At 59.2% G+C, this 26,130-nt stretch carries 27 protein-coding genes; 7 read left to right on the top strand and 20 right to left on the bottom strand.

Annotated features, from left to right (window positions below):
• Nucleotides 1–151: 151 nt before the first annotated feature.
• The 3 genes from WCX18_RS11700 (at nt 152) to WCX18_RS11710 (ending at nt 3,757) form a co-directional block, all read left to right on the top strand.
• A complete protein-coding gene (locus tag WCX18_RS11700; RefSeq protein WP_345988079.1) occupies nt 152–601 on the top strand; it encodes a globin in 450 nt (149 codons plus the stop codon).
• A gap of 247 nt (nt 602–848) precedes the next feature.
• Nucleotides 849–2,477 (top strand): adenine deaminase, encoded by a 1,629-nt coding sequence (gene ade / locus WCX18_RS11705; RefSeq protein WP_345988081.1) that lies wholly within the window; start codon nt 849–851, stop codon nt 2,475–2,477.
• Nucleotides 2,474–3,757 (top strand): NCS2 family permease, encoded by a 1,284-nt coding sequence (locus WCX18_RS11710; protein ID WP_231019260.1) that lies wholly within the window; start codon nt 2,474–2,476, stop codon nt 3,755–3,757. Before ade ends, WCX18_RS11710 begins: the two co-directional genes overlap by 4 nt.
• 2 nt (nt 3,758–3,759) lie before the next feature.
• Here WCX18_RS11710 and WCX18_RS11715 read toward each other — a convergent pair whose 3' ends face one another.
• From WCX18_RS11715 to WCX18_RS11730, 4 genes are read right to left on the bottom strand one after another with little or no spacing between them, the layout of a single operon-like run.
• Nucleotides 3,760–4,305, bottom strand: coding sequence for an NTP transferase domain-containing protein (locus WCX18_RS11715; RefSeq protein WP_345988085.1), 546 nt, complete (start codon nt 4,303–4,305; stop codon nt 3,760–3,762).
• Entirely contained in the window at nt 4,302–5,108 is an 807-nt protein-coding gene (locus WCX18_RS11720) for an FAD binding domain-containing protein (RefSeq protein ID WP_345988087.1), read from the bottom strand. Before WCX18_RS11720 ends, WCX18_RS11715 begins: the two co-directional genes overlap by 4 nt.
• On the bottom strand, nt 5,105–5,548 hold the full coding sequence (locus tag WCX18_RS11725) for a (2Fe-2S)-binding protein (protein WP_231019263.1): 444 nt from the start codon (nt 5,546–5,548) through the stop codon (nt 5,105–5,107). The genes WCX18_RS11720 and WCX18_RS11725 overlap by 4 nt, the downstream gene beginning before the upstream one ends.
• Nucleotides 5,539–7,674, bottom strand: a complete 2,136-nt coding sequence (locus WCX18_RS11730; protein WP_345988091.1) for a xanthine dehydrogenase family protein molybdopterin-binding subunit — start codon at nt 7,672–7,674, stop codon at nt 5,539–5,541. The genes WCX18_RS11725 and WCX18_RS11730 overlap by 10 nt, the downstream gene beginning before the upstream one ends.
• Nucleotides 7,675–7,821: 147 nt before the next feature.
• On the opposite strand from WCX18_RS11730, the gene WCX18_RS11735 reads away from it, so the two are divergent.
• The 3 genes from WCX18_RS11735 to hisIE all read left to right on the top strand — a co-directional run bounded on the left by WCX18_RS11735 (nt 7,822) and on the right by hisIE (nt 10,576).
• Nucleotides 7,822–8,739, top strand: a complete 918-nt coding sequence (locus WCX18_RS11735) for a branched-chain amino acid transaminase (protein ID WP_345988093.1) — start codon at nt 7,822–7,824, stop codon at nt 8,737–8,739.
• Between the two features lie 12 nt (nt 8,740–8,751).
• A complete protein-coding gene (locus WCX18_RS11740) occupies nt 8,752–9,819 on the top strand; it encodes a prohibitin family protein (RefSeq protein WP_345988096.1) in 1,068 nt (355 codons plus the stop codon).
• 76 nt (nt 9,820–9,895) lie between these two features.
• The gene (gene hisIE / locus WCX18_RS11745; RefSeq protein WP_345988098.1) at nt 9,896–10,576 is read left to right on the top strand and encodes a bifunctional phosphoribosyl-AMP cyclohydrolase/phosphoribosyl-ATP diphosphatase HisIE; all 681 of its coding nucleotides are present in this window, start codon (nt 9,896–9,898) and stop codon (nt 10,574–10,576) included.
• Nucleotides 10,577–10,782: 206 nt separating this feature from the next.
• Here the strand turns inward: hisIE and WCX18_RS11750 are convergent, their stop codons facing one another.
• From WCX18_RS11750 to WCX18_RS11780, 7 genes are all read right to left on the bottom strand, one after another.
• On the bottom strand, nt 10,783–11,748 hold the full coding sequence (locus WCX18_RS11750; RefSeq protein WP_345988099.1) for a TIGR01212 family radical SAM protein: 966 nt from the start codon (nt 11,746–11,748) through the stop codon (nt 10,783–10,785).
• Nucleotides 11,749–11,756: 8 nt separating this feature from the next.
• Entirely contained in the window at nt 11,757–13,109 is a 1,353-nt protein-coding gene (gene purF / locus WCX18_RS11755; RefSeq protein ID WP_345988102.1) for an amidophosphoribosyltransferase, read from the bottom strand.
• Nucleotides 13,110–13,123: 14 nt separating this feature from the next.
• Entirely contained in the window at nt 13,124–13,891 is a 768-nt protein-coding gene (dapB, locus tag WCX18_RS11760; RefSeq protein ID WP_345988104.1) for a 4-hydroxy-tetrahydrodipicolinate reductase, read from the bottom strand.
• 9 nt (nt 13,892–13,900) lie between these two features.
• A complete protein-coding gene (locus WCX18_RS11765) occupies nt 13,901–14,845 on the bottom strand; it encodes an FAD-dependent oxidoreductase (RefSeq protein WP_345988106.1) in 945 nt (314 codons plus the stop codon).
• 126 nt (nt 14,846–14,971) lie between these two features.
• Nucleotides 14,972–15,289, bottom strand: a complete 318-nt coding sequence (gene trxA, locus WCX18_RS11770; RefSeq protein ID WP_345985333.1) for a thioredoxin — start codon at nt 15,287–15,289, stop codon at nt 14,972–14,974.
• Nucleotides 15,290–15,446: 157 nt separating this feature from the next.
• Nucleotides 15,447–15,776 carry a YraN family protein gene (locus WCX18_RS11775; protein ID WP_345988108.1) on the bottom strand — a complete coding sequence of 110 codons (330 nt, stop codon included), beginning with the start codon at nt 15,774–15,776 and terminating at the stop codon, nt 15,447–15,449.
• Complete coding sequence (locus WCX18_RS11780) at nt 15,773–17,845, bottom strand: molybdopterin-dependent oxidoreductase (RefSeq protein WP_345988111.1); 2,073 nt, start codon at nt 17,843–17,845, stop codon at nt 15,773–15,775. Before WCX18_RS11780 ends, WCX18_RS11775 begins: the two co-directional genes overlap by 4 nt.
• Nucleotides 17,846–18,003: 158 nt before the next feature.
• Between WCX18_RS11780 and WCX18_RS11785 the strand changes: the two genes are divergently transcribed.
• Nucleotides 18,004–18,717: a hypothetical protein gene (locus tag WCX18_RS11785; protein WP_345988113.1), complete on the top strand. Its 714-nt coding sequence runs from the start codon at nt 18,004–18,006 to the stop codon at nt 18,715–18,717.
• A 66-nt stretch (nt 18,718–18,783) separates the two neighbouring features.
• Here WCX18_RS11785 and WCX18_RS11790 read toward each other — a convergent pair whose 3' ends face one another.
• The 9 genes from WCX18_RS11790 to WCX18_RS11830 form a co-directional block, all read right to left on the bottom strand.
• Nucleotides 18,784–20,046, bottom strand: coding sequence for a homoserine dehydrogenase (locus WCX18_RS11790; RefSeq protein WP_345988115.1), 1,263 nt, complete (start codon nt 20,044–20,046; stop codon nt 18,784–18,786).
• The gene (locus WCX18_RS11795; RefSeq protein ID WP_345988117.1) at nt 20,039–21,262 is read right to left on the bottom strand and encodes an LL-diaminopimelate aminotransferase; all 1,224 of its coding nucleotides are present in this window, start codon (nt 21,260–21,262) and stop codon (nt 20,039–20,041) included. Before WCX18_RS11795 ends, WCX18_RS11790 begins: the two co-directional genes overlap by 8 nt.
• 21 nt (nt 21,263–21,283) lie before the next feature.
• On the bottom strand, nt 21,284–22,096 hold the full coding sequence (locus tag WCX18_RS11800) for a hypothetical protein (protein WP_345988120.1): 813 nt from the start codon (nt 22,094–22,096) through the stop codon (nt 21,284–21,286).
• Complete coding sequence (locus WCX18_RS11805; protein WP_345988123.1) at nt 22,090–22,971, bottom strand: hypothetical protein; 882 nt, start codon at nt 22,969–22,971, stop codon at nt 22,090–22,092. The genes WCX18_RS11800 and WCX18_RS11805 overlap by 7 nt, the downstream gene beginning before the upstream one ends.
• Nucleotides 22,968–23,651, bottom strand: coding sequence for an RNA methyltransferase (locus WCX18_RS11810; RefSeq protein ID WP_345988124.1), 684 nt, complete (start codon nt 23,649–23,651; stop codon nt 22,968–22,970). The genes WCX18_RS11805 and WCX18_RS11810 overlap by 4 nt, the downstream gene beginning before the upstream one ends.
• Nucleotides 23,652–23,725: 74 nt before the next feature.
• Entirely contained in the window at nt 23,726–24,544 is an 819-nt protein-coding gene (gene rsmI, locus WCX18_RS11815) for a 16S rRNA (cytidine(1402)-2'-O)-methyltransferase (RefSeq protein WP_345988126.1), read from the bottom strand.
• Nucleotides 24,545–24,685: 141 nt separating this feature from the next.
• Nucleotides 24,686–24,886, bottom strand: coding sequence for a 50S ribosomal protein L31 (rpmE, locus tag WCX18_RS11820; RefSeq protein ID WP_231019284.1), 201 nt, complete (start codon nt 24,884–24,886; stop codon nt 24,686–24,688).
• A 121-nt stretch (nt 24,887–25,007) separates the two neighbouring features.
• Complete coding sequence (locus tag WCX18_RS11825) at nt 25,008–25,679, bottom strand: RsmE family RNA methyltransferase (protein ID WP_345988128.1); 672 nt, start codon at nt 25,677–25,679, stop codon at nt 25,008–25,010.
• Complete coding sequence (locus WCX18_RS11830; protein ID WP_345988130.1) at nt 25,676–26,086, bottom strand: hypothetical protein; 411 nt, start codon at nt 26,084–26,086, stop codon at nt 25,676–25,678. Before WCX18_RS11830 ends, WCX18_RS11825 begins: the two co-directional genes overlap by 4 nt.
• Nucleotides 26,087–26,130: the final 44 nt, after the last annotated feature.

Here is a 26,130-nt window from a genome sequence, read left to right on the forward strand (position 1 = left end):
TACGCTCCCGTATTTTAAAGAGTGTTTCCATTATACAAAGCGCCCCGTTAAGCCATGGATTCTTCCCGGCCTTTACGCTGATTTTAGAAAAAACCTTTTACAATCGAAACAAAAAATGCGGCATCTCCCGGATGCCGCCGATAGGAATACGATGCTTAACCTTGAAATCATGCCCGGCCAGCTCGGCGTCCGTCCCCCGGTAACCAAACCCCATCCCGGCTTCTACCCGCAGGTCGGCGAAGCGCGCTTCCGCAAACTCGTCGACGACCACTACGAACTGATCCGCGACAGCGATATCGCCTTTTTGTTCCCCGTCAACGACGAGGACGATTTCCAGCAGGCCAAGAACAATGCCGCGGATTTCTTTATCCAGATCTGCGGCGGTCCGGACTACTTCAACCAGCACCGCGGCGAACCGAGAATGGTCGGCCGCCACGCGCCGTTCCGCATCGACGAAGCGGCCCGCCGCCGCTGGCTGGAGTTTTACGCCCAGTTGCTGCCCCAGCTCGTCGAAGAGGGAATCGACGAAGCCTACGTCCAGTCCTTCTGGGACTACATCAACGTTTTCTCCGGCTGGATGATCAACACCCCCTCCGCCTAAGCGCTAAGAATACCGCTTCTTTATCAAATCCGAAACGGTACTTAGCGTGTCAGCCGGACCACCGGGGAGTGGCATGTCCCGAAAGCGGCAGCCTTTTATCCTTTTTTCTTCCCGGTTCGGCTTCTTTTTTGGATAAGCAAAAAAGAAGGGGAACAAAACACCAATAAAAAAACGATAACGCCCCAAGTAATCCCCCCTTTATCCCATCTATGCAAAAATGTATTCGATTGAAAAGAGGTGCAAAGCCATGGTCATCGAATCCAACTACGTCGATATCCGCCGCCGCGAGATCTACCCCGCCAAAGTCATCATTGAAAACGGCGTTATCGATGCCGTTACCAAAATCGACACCCCCTGCTCCACCTACCTCCTCCCCGGCTTCATCGACGCGCATATCCACATTGAAAGCTCCATGCTCCCGCCGAGCGAATTCGCCCGCCTCGCCGTCCTTCACGGTACGGTGGCAACCGTCTCCGACCCCCACGAGATCGCCAACGTTCTCGGCATCAAAGGGGTGGAATTCATGCTGGAAAATGCCGGGAAGGTTCCTTTCCACTTCGCCTTCGGGGCCTCCCCCTGCATCCCGGCGACCCCCTTTGAAACGAGCGGTGCGCTCCTCGGCGTCGAGGAGGTGAAAACACTGCTGGCAAACCCGAAGATCCGCTACCTCAGCGAGGTGATGAACTTCCCGGGGGTTGTCGCCGGCGACGCGGAGATGCTTGCAAAGATCGCGGCTGCAAAGACGCTGGGAAAACCCGTCGACGGCCACGCCCCCGGTCTGCGCGGCGACGACCTGAAACGCTACATCGCTGCCGGCATCACGACCGACCATGAAGCCTTCACCTACGAAGAGGGGCTGGAAAAGGTTCAGGCGGGGATGAAGATCCTCATCCGTGAGGGCTCCGCCGCGAAAAACTTCGAAGCCCTTGCCCCGCTGATAAAAGCGTACCCCGACATGCTGATGTTCTGCAGCGACGACCGCCACCCCGACGACCTCCGCCGAGAACATATTGACGCCCTCGTACGGCGCGCCGTCGCCAAGGGGTATGACCTCTTCGACGTGCTTCGCATCGCCTGCCTCAATCCCATTGATCACTACGGCCTCGGCGTCGGTACGCTGCAGCCGGGGGAGAGCGCCGACCTCATCGAAGTCAATAATCTGGAGGATTTCAGCGTCCTACGGACCGTTATCGGGGGCCGCATTGTTGCCGAAAAAGGCAGAAGCCTTATCCACTCCGTACCGCTGCCGGAGCTCAACAACTTCCATGCAGCGCCTAAGCGGCCGGAGGATTTTGCCTTTCCGCCCTGTGACACCGTGGAGGTGATCGAGGCCGTCGACGGCGAACTGGTCACCCACGAGATGATCGCCTCGCTGAAAAACGTCCCTGCCCGCCGCATCGGTGACCCCGAGCACGACATTCTCAAAATTGCCGTCGTCAACCGTTACGAAGAGGCCCCGCCCGCCGTCGCCTACGTGAACGGTTTCGGACTGAAAGAGGGGGCCATCGCCTCCAGCGTCGCCCACGATTCCCACAACATCATCGCCGTCGGCTGCAGCGACGAAGCGATCGCCGAGGCGGTCAACCTCATCATCGATTCCCGGGGCGGTATCTGCGCATTGAACGCCGCGGAACAGCATCTGCTGCCGCTGCGCATCGCCGGGATCATGAGCGGAGAAGACGGTTTCAAAGTCGCTGAACAGTACGAAATGCTGGACCGCTTCGCAAGATCGGCGCTGGGTTCAAAATTGCACGCACCGTTTATGACCCTCTCGTTTATGGCGTTGCTCGTCATCCCCGAACTCAAACTCAGCGACAAGGGGCTATTCGACGGGCGGACCTTCCACTTCATCAAAGGGTGCAGAACAGAACCATGAACCCTTTTCAACTCCGCGACCACGGCACGGACGTCCGCACCGAGATGACCGCCGGCTTTACGACCTTCCTCGCCATGCTCTACATCGTCCCCGTCAACGCCGCGATCCTCAGTGCAGCAGGCCTTCCTTTTGATGCCGTCATCACGGCGACGGCGGTCATGACCATCATTGCCTCCATCCTCAACGGCCTCTGGGCCAACACCCCTATTGCCATGAGCGTCGGCATGGGGCTCAACGCCTACTTCAGCTTCGGGCTCGTCAAGGGGATGGGGCTGGCATGGCAGACGGCGCTGGGGATCGTCTTCCTCTCCGGCATCCTCTATATCCTCATCAGCATCACTCCGCTGCGGCGCTGGATGATCACAACGATCCCCGTCGATGTCAAACGCGCCGTCAGCGCAGGTATCGGGGCCTTCATCGCCTTTATCGGGATGGAGCAGCTTCACCTCATCACGGACAGCCCGGCGACCCTGGTCACCCTGGGCAACCTCAAAGACCCCCACCTTCTCATCGGCCTCTTCGGCCTCGGCCTGGCGATCTTTTTTGTCATCAAAAAGGTCCGTGGAGCCTTTATCCTCTCCATCACGTTGACCGCCCTGCTCGCCTGGGCGACGGGGGTGGAGCCGATGCCCGAGAGCTTTTTCTCCCTGCCCGCCTCTATGGCACCGATCGCCTTCGAACTCGACATCACCTCGGCGCTCAGCCTCTCGATGGCGCCGCTCATCCTCATCTTCCTCATCACCGACCTCTTTGACACCCTCGGCACCCTGACGGGGGTCGGGATGCGCGCGAACCTCTTCCACGGCAAGGACTCCGTCCCCCTGCAGCGCACCATCGAGGCCGACGCCGCGGCGACGATGCTCAGCGGCCTTGCCGGGGTCACCAGCACAACCGCATTCATCGAGAGTGCTGCCGGGGTAGAAGCGGGCGGGCGGACGGGACTGACCGCCGTCGTTACCGGGCTGCTTTTCATATTGCCGCTCTTCTGGCTCCCCTTTTTCCAGGCCATCCCCTCCAACGCCGTCTATCCCGTTCTTATCGTTATCGGCGTCATGATGTTCGGGGAACTGCAGCACATCGACTATTCGGACGCGGCGGTCAAGTACAGCACCTTCTTGATCGTCCTGGGGATGCCGCTCACCTACTCCATCACCGACGGCCTGCTGCTGGGCTCACTCGCCTACGTCTTTATCCGCCTCATCCAGGGGCGCTTCAGGCAGATCGATATCGCGATGGGCGTCCTCGCCGCCGTCGCCCTGCTCGTCTTCTTCGTTCTTTGAGCTCAGCCGAAGATGCGTCTGAGCTCCTCATCCGTATTGGCGTTGAGCGCCACCTTCGGATCGTCGACGTCAACGGCCTCTGCGATGCCGGTCGCCTCGATCCATGCATCTAAACGCCCCGCGTCCGAGGCGAGCAGATCGCTTTTCATCACGGCGCTGATGCGCTGCGGCGGCCTGCGGTGTCCCTCGTAAAAAGCCGTCGCCACTGGGCTTTCGCTGCGGGATAGCGCTTCGAAGACGCGCTTGTCCGGCACGGGGCGGTCCACCTGGCAGAAGTAGAGCTCCGGGGCATCGAGCGTCTCGAACGCCCTCTTGACCGAGGAGAACATCCCCTCCCCATACGCTTCGTTGCGGATCACCTTCACCCCATCGGGAAGGACGGCGCTGATCCGCTCATAGGCATATCCCAGAACGACGGCGACATCGTAGCCGTAGCTTTGCAGCTGCCGGATCTGCCGGTTGATCAGGTACTCCCCCTCCACCCTGTACAGTGATTTCAGATCAGAGGTGCGGGAGGATCTCCCGGCGGCGAGCAGGACGACCGTCATCTCTCCTCCGGCTGCGAAAGGGCTTCCTTGATCATGTTGAACGCCACCCGGAGCCGGTACGCTTTCGTCGAACGGTGCCCGCCGGAGGGGTCCGTATCGCTCTCGAGGGCTTCTTTGATCGCCGCGTCGTCGTACACACCCCCATCCAGCAAGGCTTCGAGGGTCCGAAAGCGGACGGGAGAAGGCCCCAGCGACGCCCCGCTGATACGGAAACCGCCGTGGCCCTGCGTCAGGGCGATACTCACTTTCGCGATGTTGAGCCGCTCTCTCATCCCCGCCTTTCGGTAGTACCACTCTCCCGTCTGCAGCGGAACGGTGACGGCGGTAATGAGCTCATGGTCGAGTTTCGTGCATTTGTAGCCGCAGTAGAACGCTTCAAGCGGCACGCTCCGCTCCCCCTCCTGCGACGCCAGCGTCACCGTGGCCTCCAGCGCCACGAGCGCAGCCGTCAGGTCCGCGGCGGGTGAGGCGTTGGCAATATTGCCGCCGACGGTGGCGAGGTTGCGGATCTGGTGCGAGCCGAAGGTTTCGGCACAGGCCGCCAGCAGCGGCAGGGAAGCCCGGACCACATCGCTGCGGAGCAGTTCGTTGAGCGTCACAAGCGCGCCGATCCGCATATGGCCGTCTTCCACGCTGACGCCTTTCAGCTCCTCCAGGGCGTGGATGTCGATGAGGGTGGCGGTGGCAGCGGCATGCCGCAGCTGCAGCGCCGCATCTGTGCTGCCGCAGAGCAGCAGTGCCTCCGGATACCGCGCCAACAGTGCCGTCGCCTCGCCGAGATTCGTCGCACGCAGATAGTTCATGACTTCACCTTTACGATGGCCTCGACGATCTTCCGGTAGCCTGTACAGCGGCAGAGATTGCCGTCCAGGGCCGCCTTGATCGCCTCTTCACTGCGTTCACCGCCGTGACTGAGGTAGTCGTAGGCGCGCAGGACGAAGCCCGGCGTGCAGAAGCCGCACTGTACGGCACCGTGTTCGGCAAAGCTTTCGCGGATCGCTGCCGTCTCCTCCTGCAACCCCTCCAGCGTCACAACCTCCGCGTCCTGTATCTGCGGGGCAAGCAGCAGGCAGGCATTGACGAGTCTGCCGTTGACAAAGAGGCTGCAGGCGCCGCACTCCCCTTCACCGCAGCCCGCCTTGACCGACGTCATTCCCGCCTCGCGCACCAGGTCGAGCACCCGGCTCTCCGGGGCACAGTCAAACCGGTGAACTTTGCCGTTGATCGTACACGTTATCTGCATGCTTCCTCCACCGTTTCCGGGGTGATCGGCAAAGCGTCAAAAGCGTTTCCGAGGACATGCCCAAGCGCGTTTGCGACGGCGGCGGCCGGACCGTCCATCGGCAGCTCCCCAAGCCCCAGCGAGGGACCTTCCAAACCAAGGAAACGCACGGAAATTTTCAGCAGGTCGGGGGCCATCGGCAGCGTATAATCACTGAAACGGGGACTTCGTACGCGCCCCGTTTCATACACCAGGCGCTCGAAAAGGGCATACCCGATCCCCTGGGCCACACCCCCTTCGACCTGCCCCTCCGCCATCATGGGATTGACAACCTGACCGACGTCGTTGTAGGCGTCAAAACGGACGACCCGGACGCGGTAGTCGACGGGGTCAACTTCCACTTCGGCGATGTAGCATCCCAGCCCGTACGCCTCATAGCCGTTGCCGTAAAAGAGGTCTTCGTCCCAGAGAATGTCGGCGGGTTGTTCATAGGAGGCTCCGAACTGCTGCGGAGCGCCACTTTGCCGGTAGCGCGTCACCGCCTCCCGGTACCCGTCTGGACTGTCATAGTCCCCAAGCGCCGTTTTCAGCTTGCTCGCCGCCTGTGCGAGCAGGCGCCCGACGATCATCACCGTCCGGGAAGCGACCGTCGGGCCGCTGTCGGCGACCTCGGCGGTATTCGGAGTACGGCAGGTGACCATCTCCACGGGGAGTGCCAGCGCATCGGCGACGATCTGCGGCAGCGCCGTCAGCGTCCCCTGCCCCATCTCCACGCTCCCGACACGGATTTCGACGCTGCCGTCCGATTCCAGGGCGATCGAAACGCTGGAGGCCAGCATGCTCTCCCCTACGCCGGTGTACCCGGCACCATGCATAAAGAGCGCCATTCCGACCCCTCGGTGCGGTGATGGGACGTCGTAAAGGGCATCAAAACCGCTCTCGCGCCGTGCGGTCTCGAACAGGGCACGCAGCCGGGCATGTTCGGTGATAGGCACCCCCGAAACGCCGACCGAGTCCGCACCGGGGAGGTTGCGTTCGCGCACCGCCGCCGGCGAAAGGCCGAGAGCGCGGGCGATATCGTCCATGTGGCGCTCGATCCCGAAAAGGACCTGCGGGGCACCGAACCCCCTGAAAGCCCCGTTGGGCGGGGTATTCGTCGCCACGGCGCGGGCGTCGATCCTGAGGTAGCCGCAGTCGTAGAAGCCCGCCGCATGCAGGACGCAGCGCGCGAGGACGACGGGCGAGAGCGTCACATATGCCCCGCCGTCGATGATGATCTCCACTTCCAGCGCATACAGTTTACCCATGGAATCAAAGCGGCTTTTGTAGCGCAGTTTTGAGGGGTGGCGCTTGGTCGTGTAGGCAATATCCTCTTCACGGTCATAGACGATTTTGACATCCTGCCCTGCCTTCTTGCAGAGCAGGTAGGCGTAACCCGCGATCAGGGAGGGGTAATCCTCCTTGCCGCCGAAGCCGCCCCCCGTCGGGGCCTGTTCCACCTCGATCTTCTCGCCGGCCAGCCCCTCCAGCGCCGCCTCGACGAAGAAAGGGCACTGCATCGAGCCGATGATCTTGACCCGCCCGCCGTTGTAGCGCGCCACCATGCTTTGCGGCTCCAGGTAGGCCTGCTCCTGATGCGGGGTCGTGTAGGTTTTGTCCAGGCTATGAAGCCCCTCCGCTTCCGGGACGCTGCCCTTGACCGTATGTATGGCTTTGAAGACGTTGTCCTCGCCGTAGAGCCGCTGCTTGCACGCCAGGGACTCCTCCATGCTCAGTACCGGTTCCTGCGCGTCGTAGTCGATCGTGATATGGGCCGCCGCATCGCGCAGCCGCTGTTTCGAACGGTGCGCCAGCAGCAGGATCGGCTCCCCGATGTGCCGGACACGCGTTGCAGCGAGGAAGGGCTGGTCGTCGGTCAGGACGACGTTGGCATTGCGCCCCTCGATATCGCTGTGGTCAACGATGACAATGCCGGAAAAATCAAAGGCCGGGTCATAGGTGATCGACCGAATCTTTCCGTAGGCAATCTCGGAGCGCACGACCACACCGTACAAGCCGTCAAAAGCGAGATCATCCGTATAGCGCAGCGTCCCGTCCGCTTTCGCCGCGGCATCGACACGGACAACGCTCTCTCCCACCACTCCCATCGCGGTCTCCTTCCCCGAATTGCTCCCTCCGGAGCCACCTTAAACCATTATGCCGAAACATTCGCGAAACCCCCATTAACACAGCCTTAAACACCTCTTGGATAAAATATCCGACTTTCGTAGAATTACCGATAATTTGGAGAACCAATGAACGAAGCCAAGTACATTTGGATGAACGGCGAATTCCTTCCCTGGCACGAATCAAAAGTCCACGTACTGTCACACACGCTGCACTACGGCAACGGCGTTATCGAGGGGACCAAGGCGTACAAGACCGACAAAGGGTACGCCATCTTCCGCCTCAACGACCATACCGAGCGTCTGATCCAGTCGGGCAAAATGGTCCTGCTGAACATCCCCTACAGTGCTGAAGAGCTCAACGCTGCGCAGATCGAGCTGATCCGCAAGAACGACTTTACGGGTGACAACGTCTACCTGCGCCCCTTTGCCTTCCTGGGTTACGGTGTCATGGGCCTCTATCACAAGGACGCCCCGGTCGAGACGGCCGTCGCTGCGTGGGAGTGGGGTGCCTACCTCGGCGAAGAGGGGATGCGCAGAGGCATCCGCCTCAAGATCTCCTCGTTCACCCGCCCGGCCAACACCTCCAACATGGGCAAGGCCAAGGCCGTCGCAAACTACCTGAACTCGCAGATGGCCAAGTATGAAGCCGTCGAGTGCGGGTATGACGAAGCCCTGCTCCTTGACGACCAGGGTTACGTCGCCGAGGCAAGCGGTGCAGGCTTCTTCATGGTCCGTGACGGCAAGCTTATCTCGCCGCCTAATGACAACTCCCTCGAGTCGATCACGCAGAAGACGATCATCGAGCTGGCCCAGGACATGGGCTACGAGGTGATCCGCCGCCGCGTCACCCGCGAAGAGGCCTACATCGCCGATGAAGCCTTCCTGACCGGCACCGCCGCAGAGATCACCCCGGTCCGCGAGATCGATGCCCGCATCCTCGGCAACGGTGCCCGCGGTCCGATCACGGAGAAACTACAAAGCGCCTACTTCGACGTCGTCTTCGGACGCAACCCGAAGTTCACCCATTACCTGACATACGTCTAAAGGAAAGCAAGCATGGCAACAGACATGAACGACTACTTCAACAAGAAAAAAAGCAGCTCCGGCGGCAGCGGCGGCGGTTTCACCCCGCCCAAGCCCCCCAAGATGGAGTTCAACATGGGCAAAGGCAAATCGGCACTGCTCCTCCTCGGCGTTGTCATCGTCGTTTTTCTACTGATTGCCAAACCCTTCGTCATCATCACCGAAGGTGAACGCGGTATCCTCGCGACCAACGGGAAGTATGAGCCCAATGCCCTCCTGCCGGGCCTGCACTTCATCATCCCGGTGATCCAGAAGGTCTACCTCGTCGACACGAAGGTCAGAATCATCAACTACGCCAGCCGTATCGAGCGCGCCGGGGCCGAAGGTGAAGGCCTTGAAGTCCGTCCGGCGATCACCGTCCTCGACAAGCGCGGTCTGCCCGTCTCCATCGAACTGACGGTACAGTACCGCCTCAACGCGCAGTACGCGGCCCAGACCATCTCCAACTGGGGCTTCAGCTGGGAAGAGAAGATCATCAACCCCGTCGTACGCGACATCGTGCGCAACGTCGTCGGCCAGTACGAGGCGGAATCCCTGCCGACGAACCGCAATACCATCGCAAACCAGATTGAACAGGGCATCCGCCAGAGTATCGAGGGGCAGGAGAACTCCCCGGCCAACTTCCAGTCGGTCCAGCTGCGCGAGATCGTCCTGCCGCAGAAGGTCAAGGACCAGATCGAAAGCGTCCAGATCGCCAAGCAGCAGGTCCAGAAAGCCGAGCAGGACGTCCAGCGCGCCAAACAGGAAGCCCTCAAACGGGCCGCCGAAGCCCAGGGTAAAGCCAACGCCGTCCGCATCGAAGCAGAGGGTAAAGCCAACGCGATCAAGATCGAAGCCGACGCAACCGCCCAGGCCAACAGGGCAATCAGCGCCTCGCTCACGGACAAGCTGCTCCAGATGGAACAGATCAAGGTACAGGGGCAGTTCAACGATGCCCTGCGCGAGAACAAGGATGCGAAGATCTTCCTGACCCCCGGAGGCTCCACGCCGAACATCTGGGTTGACATGAAGAACCCGCAGCGCCAAAGCGCCATCAAGTAACCCTCCTCCCTTTCGGAGGGTTGAATCAAGCCGGACAAACCTCCGCTTTGATTCAATCCTTTTTCCTGGAAAAAACATGCAAGAAATTCTCAATCGGGTCGACTGGCAAAAACAGGAACTGCTTCCCGTTATCGTACAGGACGTCCATACGAACGAGGTCCTGATGATGGCCTATATGAACCGCGAAGCCCTGCAGCTCTCCCTGGAGACGAAGCTCGCCCACTACTACTCCCGCTCCAAGCAGCGGCTGTGGAAAAAGGGCGAGAGCAGCGGCCACCTGCAGCACATCAAGCAGTTCCTCATCGACTGCGACGACGACACCCTGCTGCTCAAAGTAGAGCAGGAAGGCGTCGCCTGCCACACCGGCCGCAAGTCCTGTTTCTTCACCGAGCTCGACAGCGGCAGCGAGACGATGGCCGTCGAAGTTGACACGGCAGCCGCCTACGGCGTCATCGACACCCTCTACCACACGATCCTCGAGCGCAAGAACGCCGACCCGGAGACCTCCTGGACAGCCAAGCTGCTGAGCAAAGGCGAAAACACGATCCTGAAAAAAGTCGTCGAAGAGGCCGGGGAGTTCAGTTTCGCCGTCAAGGACGACGACGAGGAGGAGATCGTCTACGAGGCCGCGGACCTCACCTACCACGTCCTCGTCGCCCTGGGCTACAAGAACATCTCCCCCGACCGCATAAAGCAGGAGCTTGCCCGCCGCTTCGGCATAAGCGGCATTGCCGAAAAAGCTTCCAGGCCTTCGTAGATCAATGCGATTCTCGGGAGGAACATCTTCCGGGGTGAATATTAAGTTCTATAATCCGCTTCTTTTATCAATTCCGAAACGGTAATTAGCGTGTCGAGCGGACAACAAAAGAATGGCATGTCCCGAGAGCGGCAGCTTGTTGCCCTTTCTTCTTCCCGGTTCGGCTTCTTCTTTGGGCACACAAAGAAGAAGGGGAACAATCTCCCCTAGTACTTCAACCCGATCTGCTTCAACGCCGCATTGATATGCCGCACCTGCGTATTCCGGTCCCGGCACCACGACGGTGCGATAAGCGTGTCATTGTCGATCCCCGCGGTTATACGCTGTACGGAGACATACTCAGGCTTCATCTCGATCGCCTTGAGCAGCGTATCGAGGTACTCCTCCTCCGTAATCGGCGTAAACTCGCCCCGGGCATACTCGTTGGCCAGGGCCGTGCGCGTCACGACGTAGAGGGGGTGGTACTTCACGGAGTCTATCCCCCACTCGTACGCCTTCGCCGCCGTCTCCAGCATCATTGCCTGTGTCTCTCCCGGCAGGCCGAAAATAAGGTGGCCGCAAACATGCAGGCCGGCAGCCTTGCTCTTCTTGATCCAGTATTCGACATTGGCGCTGTCATGGCCGCGGTTGATCCGCTCGAGGGTCTCGTCGTAGACGGACTGGATGCCGTATTCGACCCAGATCTCCTTCGTTTTGGCCAGCTTTGCAAGGTAATCGAGCGTCTCGTCGGTGATACTGTCCGAACGCGTCCCGATACTCAGCCCCACGACGTCATCAAACGAGAGTGCTTTGTCGTAGAGTGCCTTGAGCGTCTCGAAGGGGGCGTAGGTGTTCGTAAAGGACTGGAAATAGACGAGGAACTTCGTCGCCCCGTATTCGCGACGCAGGCGTTTTGAGAGAACATCGAACTGTTTTTCAAGCTGCTCGAGCTGTTTGGGAAGATAGGGGTTCTCTTCGCTCTGCAGGTTCAGGTGGAAGCCCTTGAGCGGCTGGACCTTGTCCAGGCTCGGGCTGAAGGAGTCGTTTTCGCAGAAGGTACACCCGCCCCGGGCGACGGTACCGTCGATATTGGGGCAGGTAAAGCCGGAGATGGAGATGGAGACTTTGAAGACCTTCTCGCCGAATTTCTCCTGGAGGTAGGTCCCGAAAGTATAGATCTGCTTCGGCTGCAAACGCGTCCCTAGACGATGTACTCGCCGGTAAAGCAGGCGGTACAGTATTCGCTGCCCTCGGCGCGTACCGAACGCATCAGCGCCTCGGTGCTGAGGAAGCCCAGGGAATCCGCCTCGATGTAGTGGCAGATCTCTTCGATGCTCATATTTGCCGCGATAAGCTTCTCTTTGTTCGGCGTGTCAACGCCGTAGAAACAGGGATCCGTCGTCGGAGGGCTGGAGATACGCATGTGCACCTCGGCCGCGCCCGCCTCTTTGAGCATCCGTACGATACGGCGGCTCGTCGTTCCCCGTACGATGGAGTCGTCGATGACGATGAGGCGTTTCCCCTCGATCAGTTCGCGGATCGGGGAGAGTTTCATCTTGACCTTGAGATCGCGCATCTCCTGCGTCGGTTCGATAAAGGTACGGCCGACGTAGTGGTTGCGCATGATCCCCATTTCGTAGGGGATGCCGCTCTGCTGGGAGTAGCCGATGGCCGCCGGAACGCCCCCGTCTGGGACCGGTACGACCATGTCCGCTTCAATGGGCTGTTCTTTGGCAAGCTCCACGCCCATGTTCTTGCGCTTCTGGTAGACGTTTTTACCGAAGACTTCGGAGTCCGGACGCGCGAAGTAGACGTATTCGAAAATACAGTGTTTCGGGGTGGCGTCGAAGATCTTGAGCGACTGCGGCGCTTTCCCCTTTTCGAAGATGAGCATTTCACCCGGCTCGACGTCACGGATATAGGTCGCGCCGATCAGATCAAAGGCGCAGGTCTCGGAAGCGACGACATAACCGTCACCGATACGCCCCAGCGCCAACGGTCTGAAACCGAAACGGTCGCGTACGGCGAACATCTTGGTGCGGCTGAGGAACACGAGCGAAAAGGCACCTTCGATCTGCTTGACGGCATCGATGATGCGGTCTTTGAGCTTGCCCTGGTTGCTTTTTGCGATCAGGTGGATCAGGTTCTCCGTGTCCATGGAGCTCTGGAAGATCGCGCCTTCCTTGATGAGCTTGTTGCGGACCTCCTGGGCGTTGGTCAGGTTCCCGTTGTGGACGATGGAGATCTGCCCCAGGTCGTAATTGGCATGCACCGGCTGGGCATCAAGAATGGAGTCATCCCCGGCCGTCGAATAGCGGGTATGCCCGATGGCCATGTGCCCTTTGAGGGTGGCCAGCTTCTGTTCATCGAAGACCTGCGTGACAAGGCCGCGGTCCTTGATGGTATGCAGGCGTTCCCCGTCACCGGAGCTGATCCCCGCCGCCTCCTGGCCGCGGTGCTGCAGCGAATGCAGGGAGAAATAGGCGAGCTTGGACGCTTCGACGTGGTTAAAGATACCGACGACGGCACATTTTTCATTCAGAGATTGACGCATATGACTCCTTTTACTTACAGCCCGAGGCAGTCGGCGATGGAATAGAGGCCGCTGGGTTGGGTATGCAGCCACTTCGCCGCACGGATGGCACCTTTTGAGAAGGTGTTGCGGCTGGTGGCAGTATGGTTCAGTTCGATAAACTCCCCGTCGTTGTAGAAACCGACGGTGTGGCGTCCGACGATGTCGCCGCCGCGCAGCGCCATCACGGCGATCTCGTCACCGGTGCGTTCGCCGATATTGCCGTTACGGCCGCTGACGCGGACCTTGTCGAGGTCAAGTTCACGGCCCGCCGCCGCCGATTCGGCCAGGGTCAGCGCCGTACCGCTCGGGGCATCTTTCTTGTGGCGGTGGTGCATCTCGACAATCTCGATGTCGAACCCTTCCAGGGTCTTGGAAGCGAGGTTCACGAGCTTGTTCAGCAGCGCCACGCCCAGGGACATGTTCGTCGCATAGAGGACCGGCGCCACGCCGCTGAGCTCTTTGAGCAGGTTGAGCTGGTGGACATTGAGCCCCGTCGTTCCGCTGACCAGCGGTTTGGGCGTTTTCAGCAGGGCTTCGAGCAGCGGCTGGGCCGCTTCGGGGAGGGAGAAGTCGATAATGATATCCGACGCCGCGACAAAGGCATCCACATCATTGGTCACCAGTGTCCCCTCCGGCAGGGAAGTCTCCAGAGTGTTGCGGACATAGACCGAAGAGAGCTTCAGCGTCTCCTCCGGCACCAGATCCTCGATCAGCAGTTTGCCTACACGGCCGGTCGCGCCGTAAATTCCGACATTCACCATTCTCATCCTCTATGCGTTTTGCTTTTCATCAACGTACGTGATCACCTGAAGTGCCGCCGTCGCTCCGTCGCCTGCGGCGCAGACCACCTGTTTCGGCGCTTCGATGCGCAGGTCGCCCGCAGCAAATAGCCCCGGCGTACTGGTACGCATGCTGAGGTCCACGATCACCTGCCCCCATTCGTTGACATCACAGAGCCAGCTGCCGTCTTCTTGTTTCAGCACGGCGTTGTTGACGTTGTGGCCGACGAAAACGAAGACCCCCGGGATTTCCAGGTCACGGCTGCCGCCGTCGCGGAAACTCACCCGCAGCCCGGTCACGCCCATCGCATCACCGTAGACCTCTTCGGGCACGGCATCAAGCAGCAGCTCGATATTTTCCGTGTTCATGATCCGCTCGATCGTACTCGGGGCGGCACGGAAACGGTCGCGGCGGTGCACCAGATAGACCTTGGAACAGATCTTGGAGAGGTACAGCGCCTCTTCGAGTGCCGTGTCACCCCCGCCGATCACGGCGACTTCCTTGCCCTTGTAGAAGAAACCGTCACAGGTGGCACAGCTGCTCACCCCGCGGCCGAACAGCTCGTTCTCGCCGTTGAAGCCCGCACGCTTGGGCGTCGAACCGGTACAGACGATGACGCTGAGCGCTTCGTCGACCTTGCCGTCTTCGCGGGTGATGCGGAAAGTCCCCTCTTCCGTACGTGAAACATTGGTGACTGCGACCATCTCGTGTTTGAGTCCGAAACGCATACACTGCTCCGGCCACGGCATCATCAGGTCCATGCCGGAGATCTCACCGGTCACACCGGGGTAGTTTTCGATTTCGCTGCTGCCCGTGATCTGGCCGCCGGGCATGCCCTGTTCGTACATGACGACATTTTTCAGGCCGCCGCGCGTGGTGTAGAGTCCGGCTGTCAACCCGGCAGGTCCGCCTCCGATAATGGCACAATCGAGCATGGAAAACCCTTTATTCCCTTACGGTAATTAATGGAGAAATAATATCGCTAACATACTAAAGATGGACTTTGACACAGAAGCAGTGAGAAGTTTAAAGTTGGGGTGCAGGCGAGCGCCTGCAAAGTATTAGAGGTGCGCGTTGATTTTTTCTTCGAACGCCTGCTTGGAAGCGGCACCGATCATCTGATCAACGACTTCGCCGTTCTTGAAGATCATGACAGTCGGGATGGAGCGGATACCGAATTTAACAGCGATGTCCTGCTCTTCGTCCGTGTTCACTTTCGCGATAGTTGCTTTGCCTTCGAAATCTTCAGCAAGCTCTTCGATTACCGGAGCGATCATACGACAAGGTCCACACCACGGTGCCCAGAAGTCTACCAGTGTAACACCCTCTTTTACAGTTTCCTCAAATGTAGCCGCCGTCAGTTCAACATATTTTCCCATTTTGAATTCCTTTCATGAATATCGTGTCTTCATTATACCTGCAAAATTTATAAAGTAAACTTCGCATGATAATTTTTATTATGAAGCTTTGTCTCCGATATGTTTTTAAATCGGAGAAATATTATCCTATTTAAAATAAGCGGATTCTGAAGGAAGTTTACAAAGTAATATTTTCAAGAAGTTCACATGCGTTTCCGCTGACGATGACGGCATCAAGCACGTAGTCAAGTTCCAGGCGGTGCTTCTTCATGTACGCCTCCGCCGTCATCAGGATTTTGCGTATTTTGGCCGGCGTGATGTTGTTGGCGGCCTGCTCGAATGTCGGCGCGCTTTTCACCTCGACGATATGCAGCACCCCCTCTTTCATCGCCAGGATGTCGATCTCGCCGAAGCGGCTGCTGACGTTCCTGTCGATGACCGTGAAGCCGCGCGCCCGCAGAAATTCGACGGCCAGCTGCTCGGCGGCGTCGCCAACGGCCCGGCTCATACCGCTTCGGCCCGGACCTTGATCGATTTGAACGCCGCGGTGAGGATCAGCTCGTCGCGCTTGTCCCCGAAGAGGGCATTGATGCGCGAGCCCGCGTGGTGGAAGGTCGCAAAGAGCGTTCCCGGCTGCACCTTGTCGGTGATCTTGACCCGCAGCGGGGCCGAAGAGCCGTATTCGGTGTGCAGCACCGCCATCTCCGTCGGGAAAGCCGCCGCATCCGTTTCACTGACCAGCAGGATATCTTCGTCATAACGCTTGTTCAGGCGCTCGGAGGCTTTCGTCTGGGCGGCATTGTTGTAGTGCGCCAGCGTACGGCCAGTCGTCAGATAGAAACCGTCTTCCACCCGTTTTTTGGCGATCAGCTCGGGGACCATCCCGCGGGGCTGGTACTGGTGGTAGTGGAACTGCCCCAGACCATCGGGGGTGCGGAAGTCGAGCAGGTGAAGCACCGGAGTGTCTTCCGTGTAAACCGGCCACTGGAGACCGCGTTTGCGGTGGCGTTCGAGACGCATGTAGGAGGCGCCGCTGAAACGGCGGTGGGCGACTTCGCGCACCTCGTCCCACACCTCGGAGCTGTCTTTGTAGTCGTAGCTACCGCCCATCTTGTTATCCAGCATCTGGATCACTTCCCAGTCGTCGGGGAGATCGGACTGTACCAGCGGCTGCGAGAGGTGCAGACGGCGCATCGCGTTGACGTAAACCCCCGTCTTTTCATAGGCGGACTTGACGCCGACGACGATGTCCGCGCGGTTGGCGACGTCGTTCATCATGATCTCCTGCACCATCAGCAGCTCGAGCTGTTCGAACGCTTTGTCGATCTTGTTGAGGTTGGGATGGATGTGGGTGATGTCCTCGCCCATGTTGAGCACCGCCTTGATCTTGCCCTCGAGCATCGCGTCGACAAGCTGCGGCGTCATCAGCCCCTCTTCCTTGGGTTTCTGGTAATCGGGGTCGTAGTAGGGAAGGCACCCCATGTCGCAGGCGCCCTGGACGTTGTTCTGGCCGCGCAGCGGCATGAGACCCGCCCCGGTCTGCCCGATGTTCCCTGTCAGCAGCGCGAGGTGGGTGATCGCCATAACCGCGTAGGAACCGTCGAGGTGCTCGGTGATCCCCAGCCCCCAGAAGATCATCGACTTCTTCACCGCGTACTCGCGGGCGATGTTCGGGATCAGCTTCGAGAGGTGTTCGAAACCGCTGACCTGCTTGAAATAGTCCGGGTCCGTATAGGGGTCTGCGAGGATCTTCTCTTTGTATTCCTCGAACCACTTCGTGCGCACCGCGATGAACTCTTGATTGTACAGCTCCTCTTCGATGATGACGCGGGCCATCATATTGAGAATGAGCAGGTTCGCTTCGTGCGGGATGATCGCCTTGTGCTTGGCGAACTTCATCAGCTTGATGTCGCGCACATCAATGACGGCGAGGTTGTGGTGCTTCTGCGCCGCCTCGACGATGCGGTTGGCAACGATGGGGTGCGCCTCGGTCGTGTTCGAACCGATGACGACCATGAACTCCGTCTCATAAATATCGTTGTAGGGGTTCGTCGCCGCCCCCTCGCCGATCGTCGTGCGCATCCCCTTGAGGCTGGGGCTGTGGCAGACGCGGGCACAGTTGTCGACGTGCGGGGAGTTCATCGTGTGTCGTGTGAACTTCTGGAAGAGGTAGGCGCTCTCGCAGCTCGTACGCGCCCCGCCGATCGCACAGAAACTCTTCTCGCCGTGCTTGGACTGGATCTCGCGCAGCTTCATCGCCGCGGCGCTCACCGCCGTGTCGACGTCGCACTCGAACCAGGTCTCATCAAAATCATGCAGTTTCCCGCCGAACGCCTCGGCGATGGCCGGGTTCTTCGCCAGGAAACTTTTGCGGATACGCGGTATACGGAGGCGGTTGGCGTCCGTAACGAAGTCATACCCGTATTTGCCCTTGATGCAGAGCTTGCCCTGCGAGACATAGCCGTCCGCCGATGCGCCGATCTTGACGATCTGGTTGTTCTCGACGTGTCCCTCGATATCGCAGCCGACGCCGCAGTAGGTACAGACGCTGTCGATCACTTTGACCGAATTGCCCATGTTCATTCCTGGAAAGCAGACGCCGATTCTGACAAACGGCGCATGCCTGAAATTTTTAAAAAAGTCTATCGGTTAGGCGCTTAATCTGCTGTAGCCTGACCTCTTATGGCATATTGTTTCAACATAGTATAATAAATCAAAAAAAAGAGATACATTCGATGAATAACAGCCTGCAGGAACGTCACAAACTTCTGGAGATGGGGGCCTTCGCCTATGCCGTCGGCATCGCCAGTCTTGCCGTCGTGCATCTTCCCCTCATACGCTACGGCGCGCTGCCGCTTCTCGCCGTTTCGCTGCTGGGGATCGGGTATGCCATGCTCTTTGTCGCACGGCAGGCAAGCCGGCAGGCAACGCTCTTCCAGGGCGTCGCCCTGGTCGCCCTCGTTGCCCTCAGCGGCGTCCTCTACGCCTTCGGTGCCGAATTCGACCAATACAAGACACTGAAGCTGCATCACTCCCTGACCGAAGCGGACCGGGCCGCCCATATCAAAACCGTCTGGATGCTTTTGGCAGCGCACACCGCTGCTGCTCTGCTCTTCGTCGCGGCGCTCTGGGCGCGCACCCGTTCGTTCACGCGCACGCTCATCCCGCTCTTCGCCATCGCCTGGCTGAGCCTTCCCGTCGTCTACCTGCTGATCCAGCTCTTTGAACGGCTCCTCCCCCTGCTGGAACAGAGCAGTACCCTCTTTCTCTTCCTCGGCTGGCTCGCCGTCACGGCCGGTGTCGGCTACGGCAGCCACCTGATGACAGGCGGCAAAAAGCTCTATGTCGGCCTGCTGACGCTGCTGAGCTTCGTACTGCCGCCCGTCGGTGCGGTTGCCTTCGTGATTTTCCTGTTTGTACGCGGGCTGATGCTGCTCAAAGAGTCGTGAAGCATAAAGAGAGGTGGAGGAGAAGCCGCTTCGGTTCGAAGCGGAGGAGCGGATGCCGAAGGCGGATCAGACGATCCGGATCATCACCGGTTTGGATGCGACGAAGGAGAGGGCTTCGATCTGTGAAAGCACCTCTTTCATATTCCCCTCTAGCGCATTGTGTGTCGAGAAGAGCAGGTTTGCAAATCCGCCCGAAGCAGGACGCTGCAGCATCGTCTCGATGGAGATCTCGTATTCGCCGAAGAGCTGGGTAATCTTCGCCAGTACCCCCGGACGGTCCTCGACCCGGATACGCAGGTAGTACTTGGTGACGATCTCATCGCTCGAACGCAGTTTCAGCCCGTGTTCCAGCGGCGTGTTGTAGCCGAGCATGGGCGAACGTTTTCCGCCGGCCCGGGCGATGTCGATGATATTCGCGACCACCGCGCTCGCCGTCGCACTGCCGCCGGCCCCCGGTCCGTAGTAGAGGGTTTCGCCGACACGGTCGCCGATGACGCTGACGCCGTTCATGACGCCGTCGATCTTCGCGATCATCTGCTCCTTGCTGATCAGGGCCGCATGCACCCGCAGTTCGACCGCGTCGCCGTCGCGCTTGGCGATGCCCAGCAGTTTGACCGCGTAGCCGAACTCTTTCGCAAACGCGATGTCATCCTGGGTAACGGACTCGATCCCTTCGATCAGGATATCTTCGGGTTTGACGTCGATCCCGTAGGCGATGGAGGCGAGGATCAGCAGCTTGTGCGCCGCGTCGAAGCCCCCGATATCAAAGGTCGGGTCCGCCTCGGCGTAGCCGAGTTCCTGGGACTCTTTGAGGATCGCGTCGAAGGCGACACCCTCATCCGTCATTTTCGTGAGCATGTAGTTGCAGGTACCGTTCATGATCCCCTTGATACTCTCGATGTGGTTGGCGGAGAGGCCGTCGCGCAGCGCGTTGATGATGGGGATCCCCCCGGCGACGCTCGCTTCGTACTCGAAGGCGAGGTCCCCGGCGAGCTCCTGGAGCTCATAGCGGTGGTACGCCAGGAGGGCCTTGTTCGCCGTGACGACCGCCTTGCCGTTCTCGAGCGCCTTCTTGACGATGTCGAAAGGGCCTTCGACCCCGCCCATCAGTTCGACGACGATATCGATCTCCGGGTCGTTGACGACCTCGTACGGGTCGCTGGTGAGGGCGATGTCGATCCCCCGCTCTTTGTTCAGCGTCCGGACGACGCCGGTCTTGACGACGACTTCCGTCCCGGCCCGCGCCGTGATCATCTCCTTGTTGTCTTCAAGGATCTGCACCACCGCGGTACCGACGGTACCGACACCGATGACACCGACTTTAAGCATCGGCGTTTTCCTCGAACTGCTTCAGGAACTGCTTGATGTTCTTTGCCGCCTGGCGGATACGCTTGTCGTTTTCGATCAGGGCGATACGGACATACCCTTCGCCGTATTCGCCGAAACCGATACCCGGTGCGACCGCGACCTGCGCTTCGACCAGGAGACGCTTGGCAAATTCAAGCGAGCCCAGGTGCGCCGCACAGTCAGGGATCTTCGCCCAGACGAACATGGAGGCGCGGTTGCGGCGGATCGGCCAGCCGGCACGCGTAAAGGCGTCGATCAGGACATCCTGGCGGACATCGTACTTGCGGACGATCTCGTCCACGCAGCTCTGATCACCGTTGAGCGCCACGGTCGCGGCAACCTGGATCGGGGTGAACATCCCGTAATCCAGCCAGCTTTTGATCTTCTGCAGTGCGCCGATGAGCTTCTTGTTCCCGACAAAGAAACCGACACGCCATCCGGCCATGTTGTAGCTCTTCGAGAGCGTAAACGACTCGACGGCGACGTCCTTGGCCCCTTCGACGCTCATAATGGAGGGCGTCTGATAGCCGTCAAAAGTGATGTCACCGTAGGCGATGTCGGAGATGACGTAGAAACGTTCCCGCTTCGCCATCGCGACGATACGCTCGTAGAACGCCGGCGTCACCGTTGCCGTAGAGGGGTTGTGCGGGAAGTTCACGACGACGTATTTCGGCTTCGGGAAAGCGTCCTTGAAGGCGGTCTCCAGGTGCTCGAAGAACGCGTCTTCGTCCACGTTGTAATCTTCATCGAAGATCAGCGGCATCTTCTGGACGCTGCCCCCGGCGAGGATGAAAGCGTAGGAGTGGATCGGATAGGTCGGGTCCGGGACGACGGCAACGTCGCCGGGATTGGTGATCGCATAGGCCAGGTGGGCGTACCCCTCTTTGGATCCCATCGTGGCAACGGCTTCGGTCTCGGGGTCGAGGTCGACATCGTAACGGCGCTTGTACCAGTCGCAGATGGCCAGGCGGAGCTTGTAGATCCCCTTGGACTGCGAATAGCCCTGGGTCTTCGTTTTCATCACCGACTCGATCATCTTGTCGCGGATATGTGCAGGAGTGTCACCGTCAGGATTGCCCATGCTGAAATCGATGACGTCCGCACCGGCACGGCGCTCCGCCATTTTCAGGTCGTTCACTTCTGCAAAAACATATTTAGGGAGACGGCGAATGCGGTCAAACTGGATTTCGTCAAACATTGTTTTTTATCCTAGATGCGACTATTGCGCTTTCACACTCAGGCCCGCATTCATGTTTTTGCGGCTGTAGAGGTCCGCAATCTTCACATAGGCGCAGCCGCTGGGAAGATTGATGGTGATCTGCCGGGTTCGCTTGTCCCTTTTGTAGAGCTTGAGCAGGCGCAAATCGTCGTCGTAAAATGCGATGTAAGGATACCAGTTATTTCCTGACAGGCTCCAAAGGGTCAGACTGCCCGCTTTGGAAACATCCAGCCAGCGCGGATAGACGAGCCGTTTCATCCGGATCTTTTTTCCCACTTCCAGCGGGGTGAGCTCCAGATGCGCGCCGCTCATATCGACAAAGTAGCGCCACTGTGTATCGCTTTTGCGCTCGATATCGAGGATACCGCAGCCCCGGCGCGAAAGCGCCTGCTGCAGGGCGGTCGGGTCCGTCGCGTATTCGGACTGCATCTTGATCCGCCAGCTGTAGCCGGCGTTGGTCAGCATCGCCGAATCCGTCAGATAGTGGGTGTACCCCATCCCCCGCAGCGTTTCGCTCATCAGCATCATGAAAAACTGCGGACTCCCGTTGGTTTCGAAGGTGAGTTCCAGCGTTTTCGGATGCTTGTAGAAGAGCGACAGCAGGCCGTTTTCCTTGAGGGTCTCCACCACGCTGACCACGTCGATCCGTTCCCCTTTTATATAGCGGCTCCGGTCGGCGAAGATGATCTTGACAAAGGCCTCGTTGCGGCTGTAAGCCTGCTCCCCGATCAATGCGCGCACCTTGTCAAACAGCGGCGACTGCCCCCACGCCGACAGCGTGACAGCGAGCAGTATAACGATCTTTTTTACCACACCCGTCCCTTGTTGCGCGCTCTGAATTCCGTCTCGTCAAGCTGACTGCACACCCCGCCTTCGTACGCCAGCAGGACCCGTTCGCTCTGTTCGAACTTCTGCTCTTTTCCGCCGCAGTCGAGGGAGAAATAGCCGTGCCCCGTAACGATCAGCCACGCTTTCGTTCCGTCGAGGCGGACCGGCTCCTCGGTCGTATAGACGCTGCGTTTATGCGTCTTGGCATCGATGACGCCGACCCAGATTGAGGTCGATGTCGGCCGCAGGATGACATCCTCGAACGCACTGTTTTCAACCGGAACGGCGGCGGCCACAGCGGCATCCGTACCGTTGGCTTCCGCCACGGTTGCGTTCGGTTCCGCCGCGAGTTGCACCCCGGTCTCGGCCTGGTGCGCCTCCTGGATGGCATCGGCCTCGTCGCGGGTGCTCGGAGACGCCGTCGTATTCATGGCGGCCATGGTGGCCCGGGCCTGGTCAATCGCCGTATTGTTCACTTCGAACTTTTCCGTTTTCCCGCCGGTACCGAGGACAATGTAGGTCACGACGATCACGACCAGCAGCGCTGCCACGAGCGCCGCCACCGTCAGCCGCTGACGGCGCTTGGACTTTGCCGCGTTGGCGAAAGGGTCCTCATCGGATGCGGCCAGCGGCTCCTGCGGTGCAGGACCGGAGGCGGCAAACTGCTGCCGCCACTCGGTCAGATCGACATCAAATTCCCGTTCGATGATCGTCACGAAACCGTTGAACTGGATGGCCGAAAAGGCATCAAATTCCCCCTCCAGCAGTTTGTGCATATTGTCTGGCGAAATGTGGGTCCGCATACTGAGATCGGGGACACCGATCCGTTTCAGCGTTTCAATCACCGATACCGTGCTCATACCGTGCGCATCCTCTCCATTAAAATTGCGCCCGCCGCGCTGACGTTGAGTGAATCAAACCCGTGCGCCATCGCGATACGGACCCCCTGATCCAGCCGGCGGACGGCCCGTGCCGGGATCCCTTCCCCCTCATTGCCGAGCAGCAGCGCCCGTTTGCCCTCGAATGCGAGTGTGCGGACATCTTCGCCCTCCATGACGGCGCCATAGAGACGATGCCCCCTGTTTTTAAGCTCGGTGAGCACATCATAGAGATTCGTCGTCACATTGAAAGGGAGGTCATAAAGCGCCCCCGTCGAGCTCCGGACGACCGGTTCGAGAGCGAGGGATTTGATCCCGGTCGCGATGATGCCGTCCGCGCCCAGTGCATAGGCACTGCGGACAATGGCACCGATATTGCCGACATCGGTTATGCCGCACAATACGACGACAAAATCTTTCTCGGCAAGGGTGTGCAGCGGTGTCGGCTCAAGTACGGCCGTTTCTGCCAGAAAACCCTGATGATTGCCGCTGCGGCTCATCTTCTGCGCCGCCTCCGGAGGAATGCGTTTCACCTCAAACCCCATGCGCATCAGCCGACTATACTCTTTCGCCTCCAGCTCCTTGGCGAGGTACAGCGTCTCGATCTTTTCGGGATGCCGGGAGATCAGATAATAGACCGGTTGTTTTCCATATATCAACATGCTCTGATTGTAACCAATTTTCTGTTAGATAACGATTGAAATGTACGCAGGAAACCGCTTCGAGAGGCTCTGTGTTATTTGTCGGTTTCCAATAACCGTTGATAACAGCTTTTCGGCGTTTCTCCCGTCAATTTTGCGATCAGCTTCGCCGCTGCCTTCTTCGGAAGGTCAAGGGCGAGGATCTCCTTTTCGGAGAAGGTCGCATCGCGTACCTCCCCCGCCTCGATGACAACGACCCACTCGCCTTTGTAATTGCCTCCGAGCGTTTCGAGCACTTCGGCGGCCGTACCGTGCAGGTAGCGCTGATGCATTTTCGTCAGCTCTTTGGCGGCGAAGAGACGGCGCGATGGTTCCGCGTCGGCGATTTCACCCAGGAGCTTCTCCAGGCGGTGCGGGGATTCATACAGTACGGTCGTATAGCCGCTGTAAAGCGCGCGGCCGAGTGCCCCGGAACGGTCACTGCCCTTGTGGGGGAGAAAGCCGAAAAAGAGCACCTGCGTCTCGACGAATCCGCTGGCGGCAAAGGCCGTCAGAACGGCATTCGCCCCCGGAAGCACGTCGTAGTCGATACCGCGGTCGATGCAGTAGCGCACAAGCATCTGCCCAGGGTCGCTTACCCCCGGCATCCCCGCGTCGCTGGCGTAGACAACGTTCTGTTCAAAAAACGACGGATCGGTCTTCTCAAGAAAACGGTGTTCGCTGTGGGAGTGGACGGATATGAACGACTGTTCTTTGTCCGCCTCTTTGCCGTAGCGCTCTTTGAGCAGGTGCAGCAGTTTCTTCGTCACGCGGGTATCTTCGCACAACAGCACGTCCGCATTGACCAGTGCATCCATGGCACGCAGCGAAATGTCGGCAATATTTCCGATCGGGGTGGGTACAAGCGTCAGCATATTCAGGACCTTTATCAGGTGAGCAAAAAGAGGGAAAAGCGCCAAAGGCGCGCCCGAAGGAAGTCTCCTCGGGGTACCGGGTCCACCGCTGCGGTGATCCCGGTGTTAACGTCGCTGCAGAGCGTAGGCTCCTGCAACGGCTTATTTCATATTGTAGCGCTGCTTGAACTTCTCGATACGTCCGGCAGTGTCTACCTGGCGCTCGGAACCGGTGAAGAACGGGTGGCACTCGTTGCAGATGTCGATACGCATCGCATCTTTCGTGCTCTTTGTCTCAAAAGTGTTGCCGCAGGCGCAAGTGACTGTACAAGCCATGTATTCCGGGTGAATACCTTTTTTCATCGTTAAGCCTTTTGATACACGCTCTGTACGTATATCGGTATATTTTTTAAATCCGTACGGGTGCGGATTTTAAGACCGCAATTATAGCGGAATCTCGGTCGTCGATCAAGTTTTCAACGGTTTAGAGCAGGATCTTGGCCGCTGCGGCGACGGCGGCGCTCTCCGAACGGAGGATCAGCGGCGTATCGAAACGGAGCGTCCGGCATGATGCCAGCAGGGTGCGCTCCGCCTCGCTGAAGCCCCCTTCGCAGCCGATCAGCACCGTCCCTATTCCGGTGGTATCGCGCAGTGTCTCTTCGGTGAAATCGAGCACCACCGTCTGCGGGTTCGCCGCCAGGAATGCTTCAAGTGAATCCGCGATCTCCAGCCCCATCCATTCGCTGCGGCCGCACTGCTGCATTGAGGCTTCGAGAATGCGTCTGTAGCGCTCGAAATCGGGTTTGAACTGGCGCTGGCTCCGGTCGCAGGCGATGAAAGTGATCCCGGCGATCCCCATTTCGTTGAGCTGGGGCAGGACTTTTTCAACGGATTTCGGATCGACAAGGCACCAGCCGATGTGCAGCGGCCGCACTGCCCCGATACGGAGGGACTCCTCCGACATCAGCATCAGCTCCGCGCGCCGTCCGTCGCTCTGCGCAAGGCGATAGGTGTAAAGCGTGCCGCTCGCCTCCGGATGGCGAAGGGCCACGCTGTCGCCGACACCGTGGCGCCTTACTTTCACGATATATTTGTACGCCTCCCCTTTGAGGGTGACCTCCGGCGCACCCGCTTCGTCGTGAAAGAGAAATCTCACAGCAAAGACATCCAGACCGTCATCAGCATCGTCAGAACCAACTCCGCGCCCAGAAGCTTCAGTGCGTAGGGGCGGTAGAGCCCGAGAGCCTCGGGCAGTTTTGTCCGCAGGCGGCGTACCGTCTTGTAGCGACGCGACTCTAGGACGATCAGCACGACGGTGAGAAGGATCATCGCGATGTTCTCAAGGGTAAACTCGAGGTGCTTCGCCGCCATCATCACGGTCCCGGTAAAAGCCATCGCCGCGATCGCCATCACCGAAAAAGGCATGGCGACACGCGCACGCCGCACATAATCGGGTGCCTGAACCGCGAACTGGAGCATCGCGCCGTTGAAGACGATAATACCGAGCCACACCAGGACAAAACCGAAATGTAGCTGCAGGCTCATACTGTACATAGTATCCATAATCCGGATTTTACCCCACTTTATCTATAATCGAACCAAAAAAG

The sequence above is a fragment of the Sulfurimonas sp. HSL1-2 genome (assembly GCF_039645565.1).
Lineage (GTDB): Bacteria > Campylobacterota > Campylobacteria > Campylobacterales > Sulfurimonadaceae > Thiomicrolovo > Thiomicrolovo zhangzhouensis.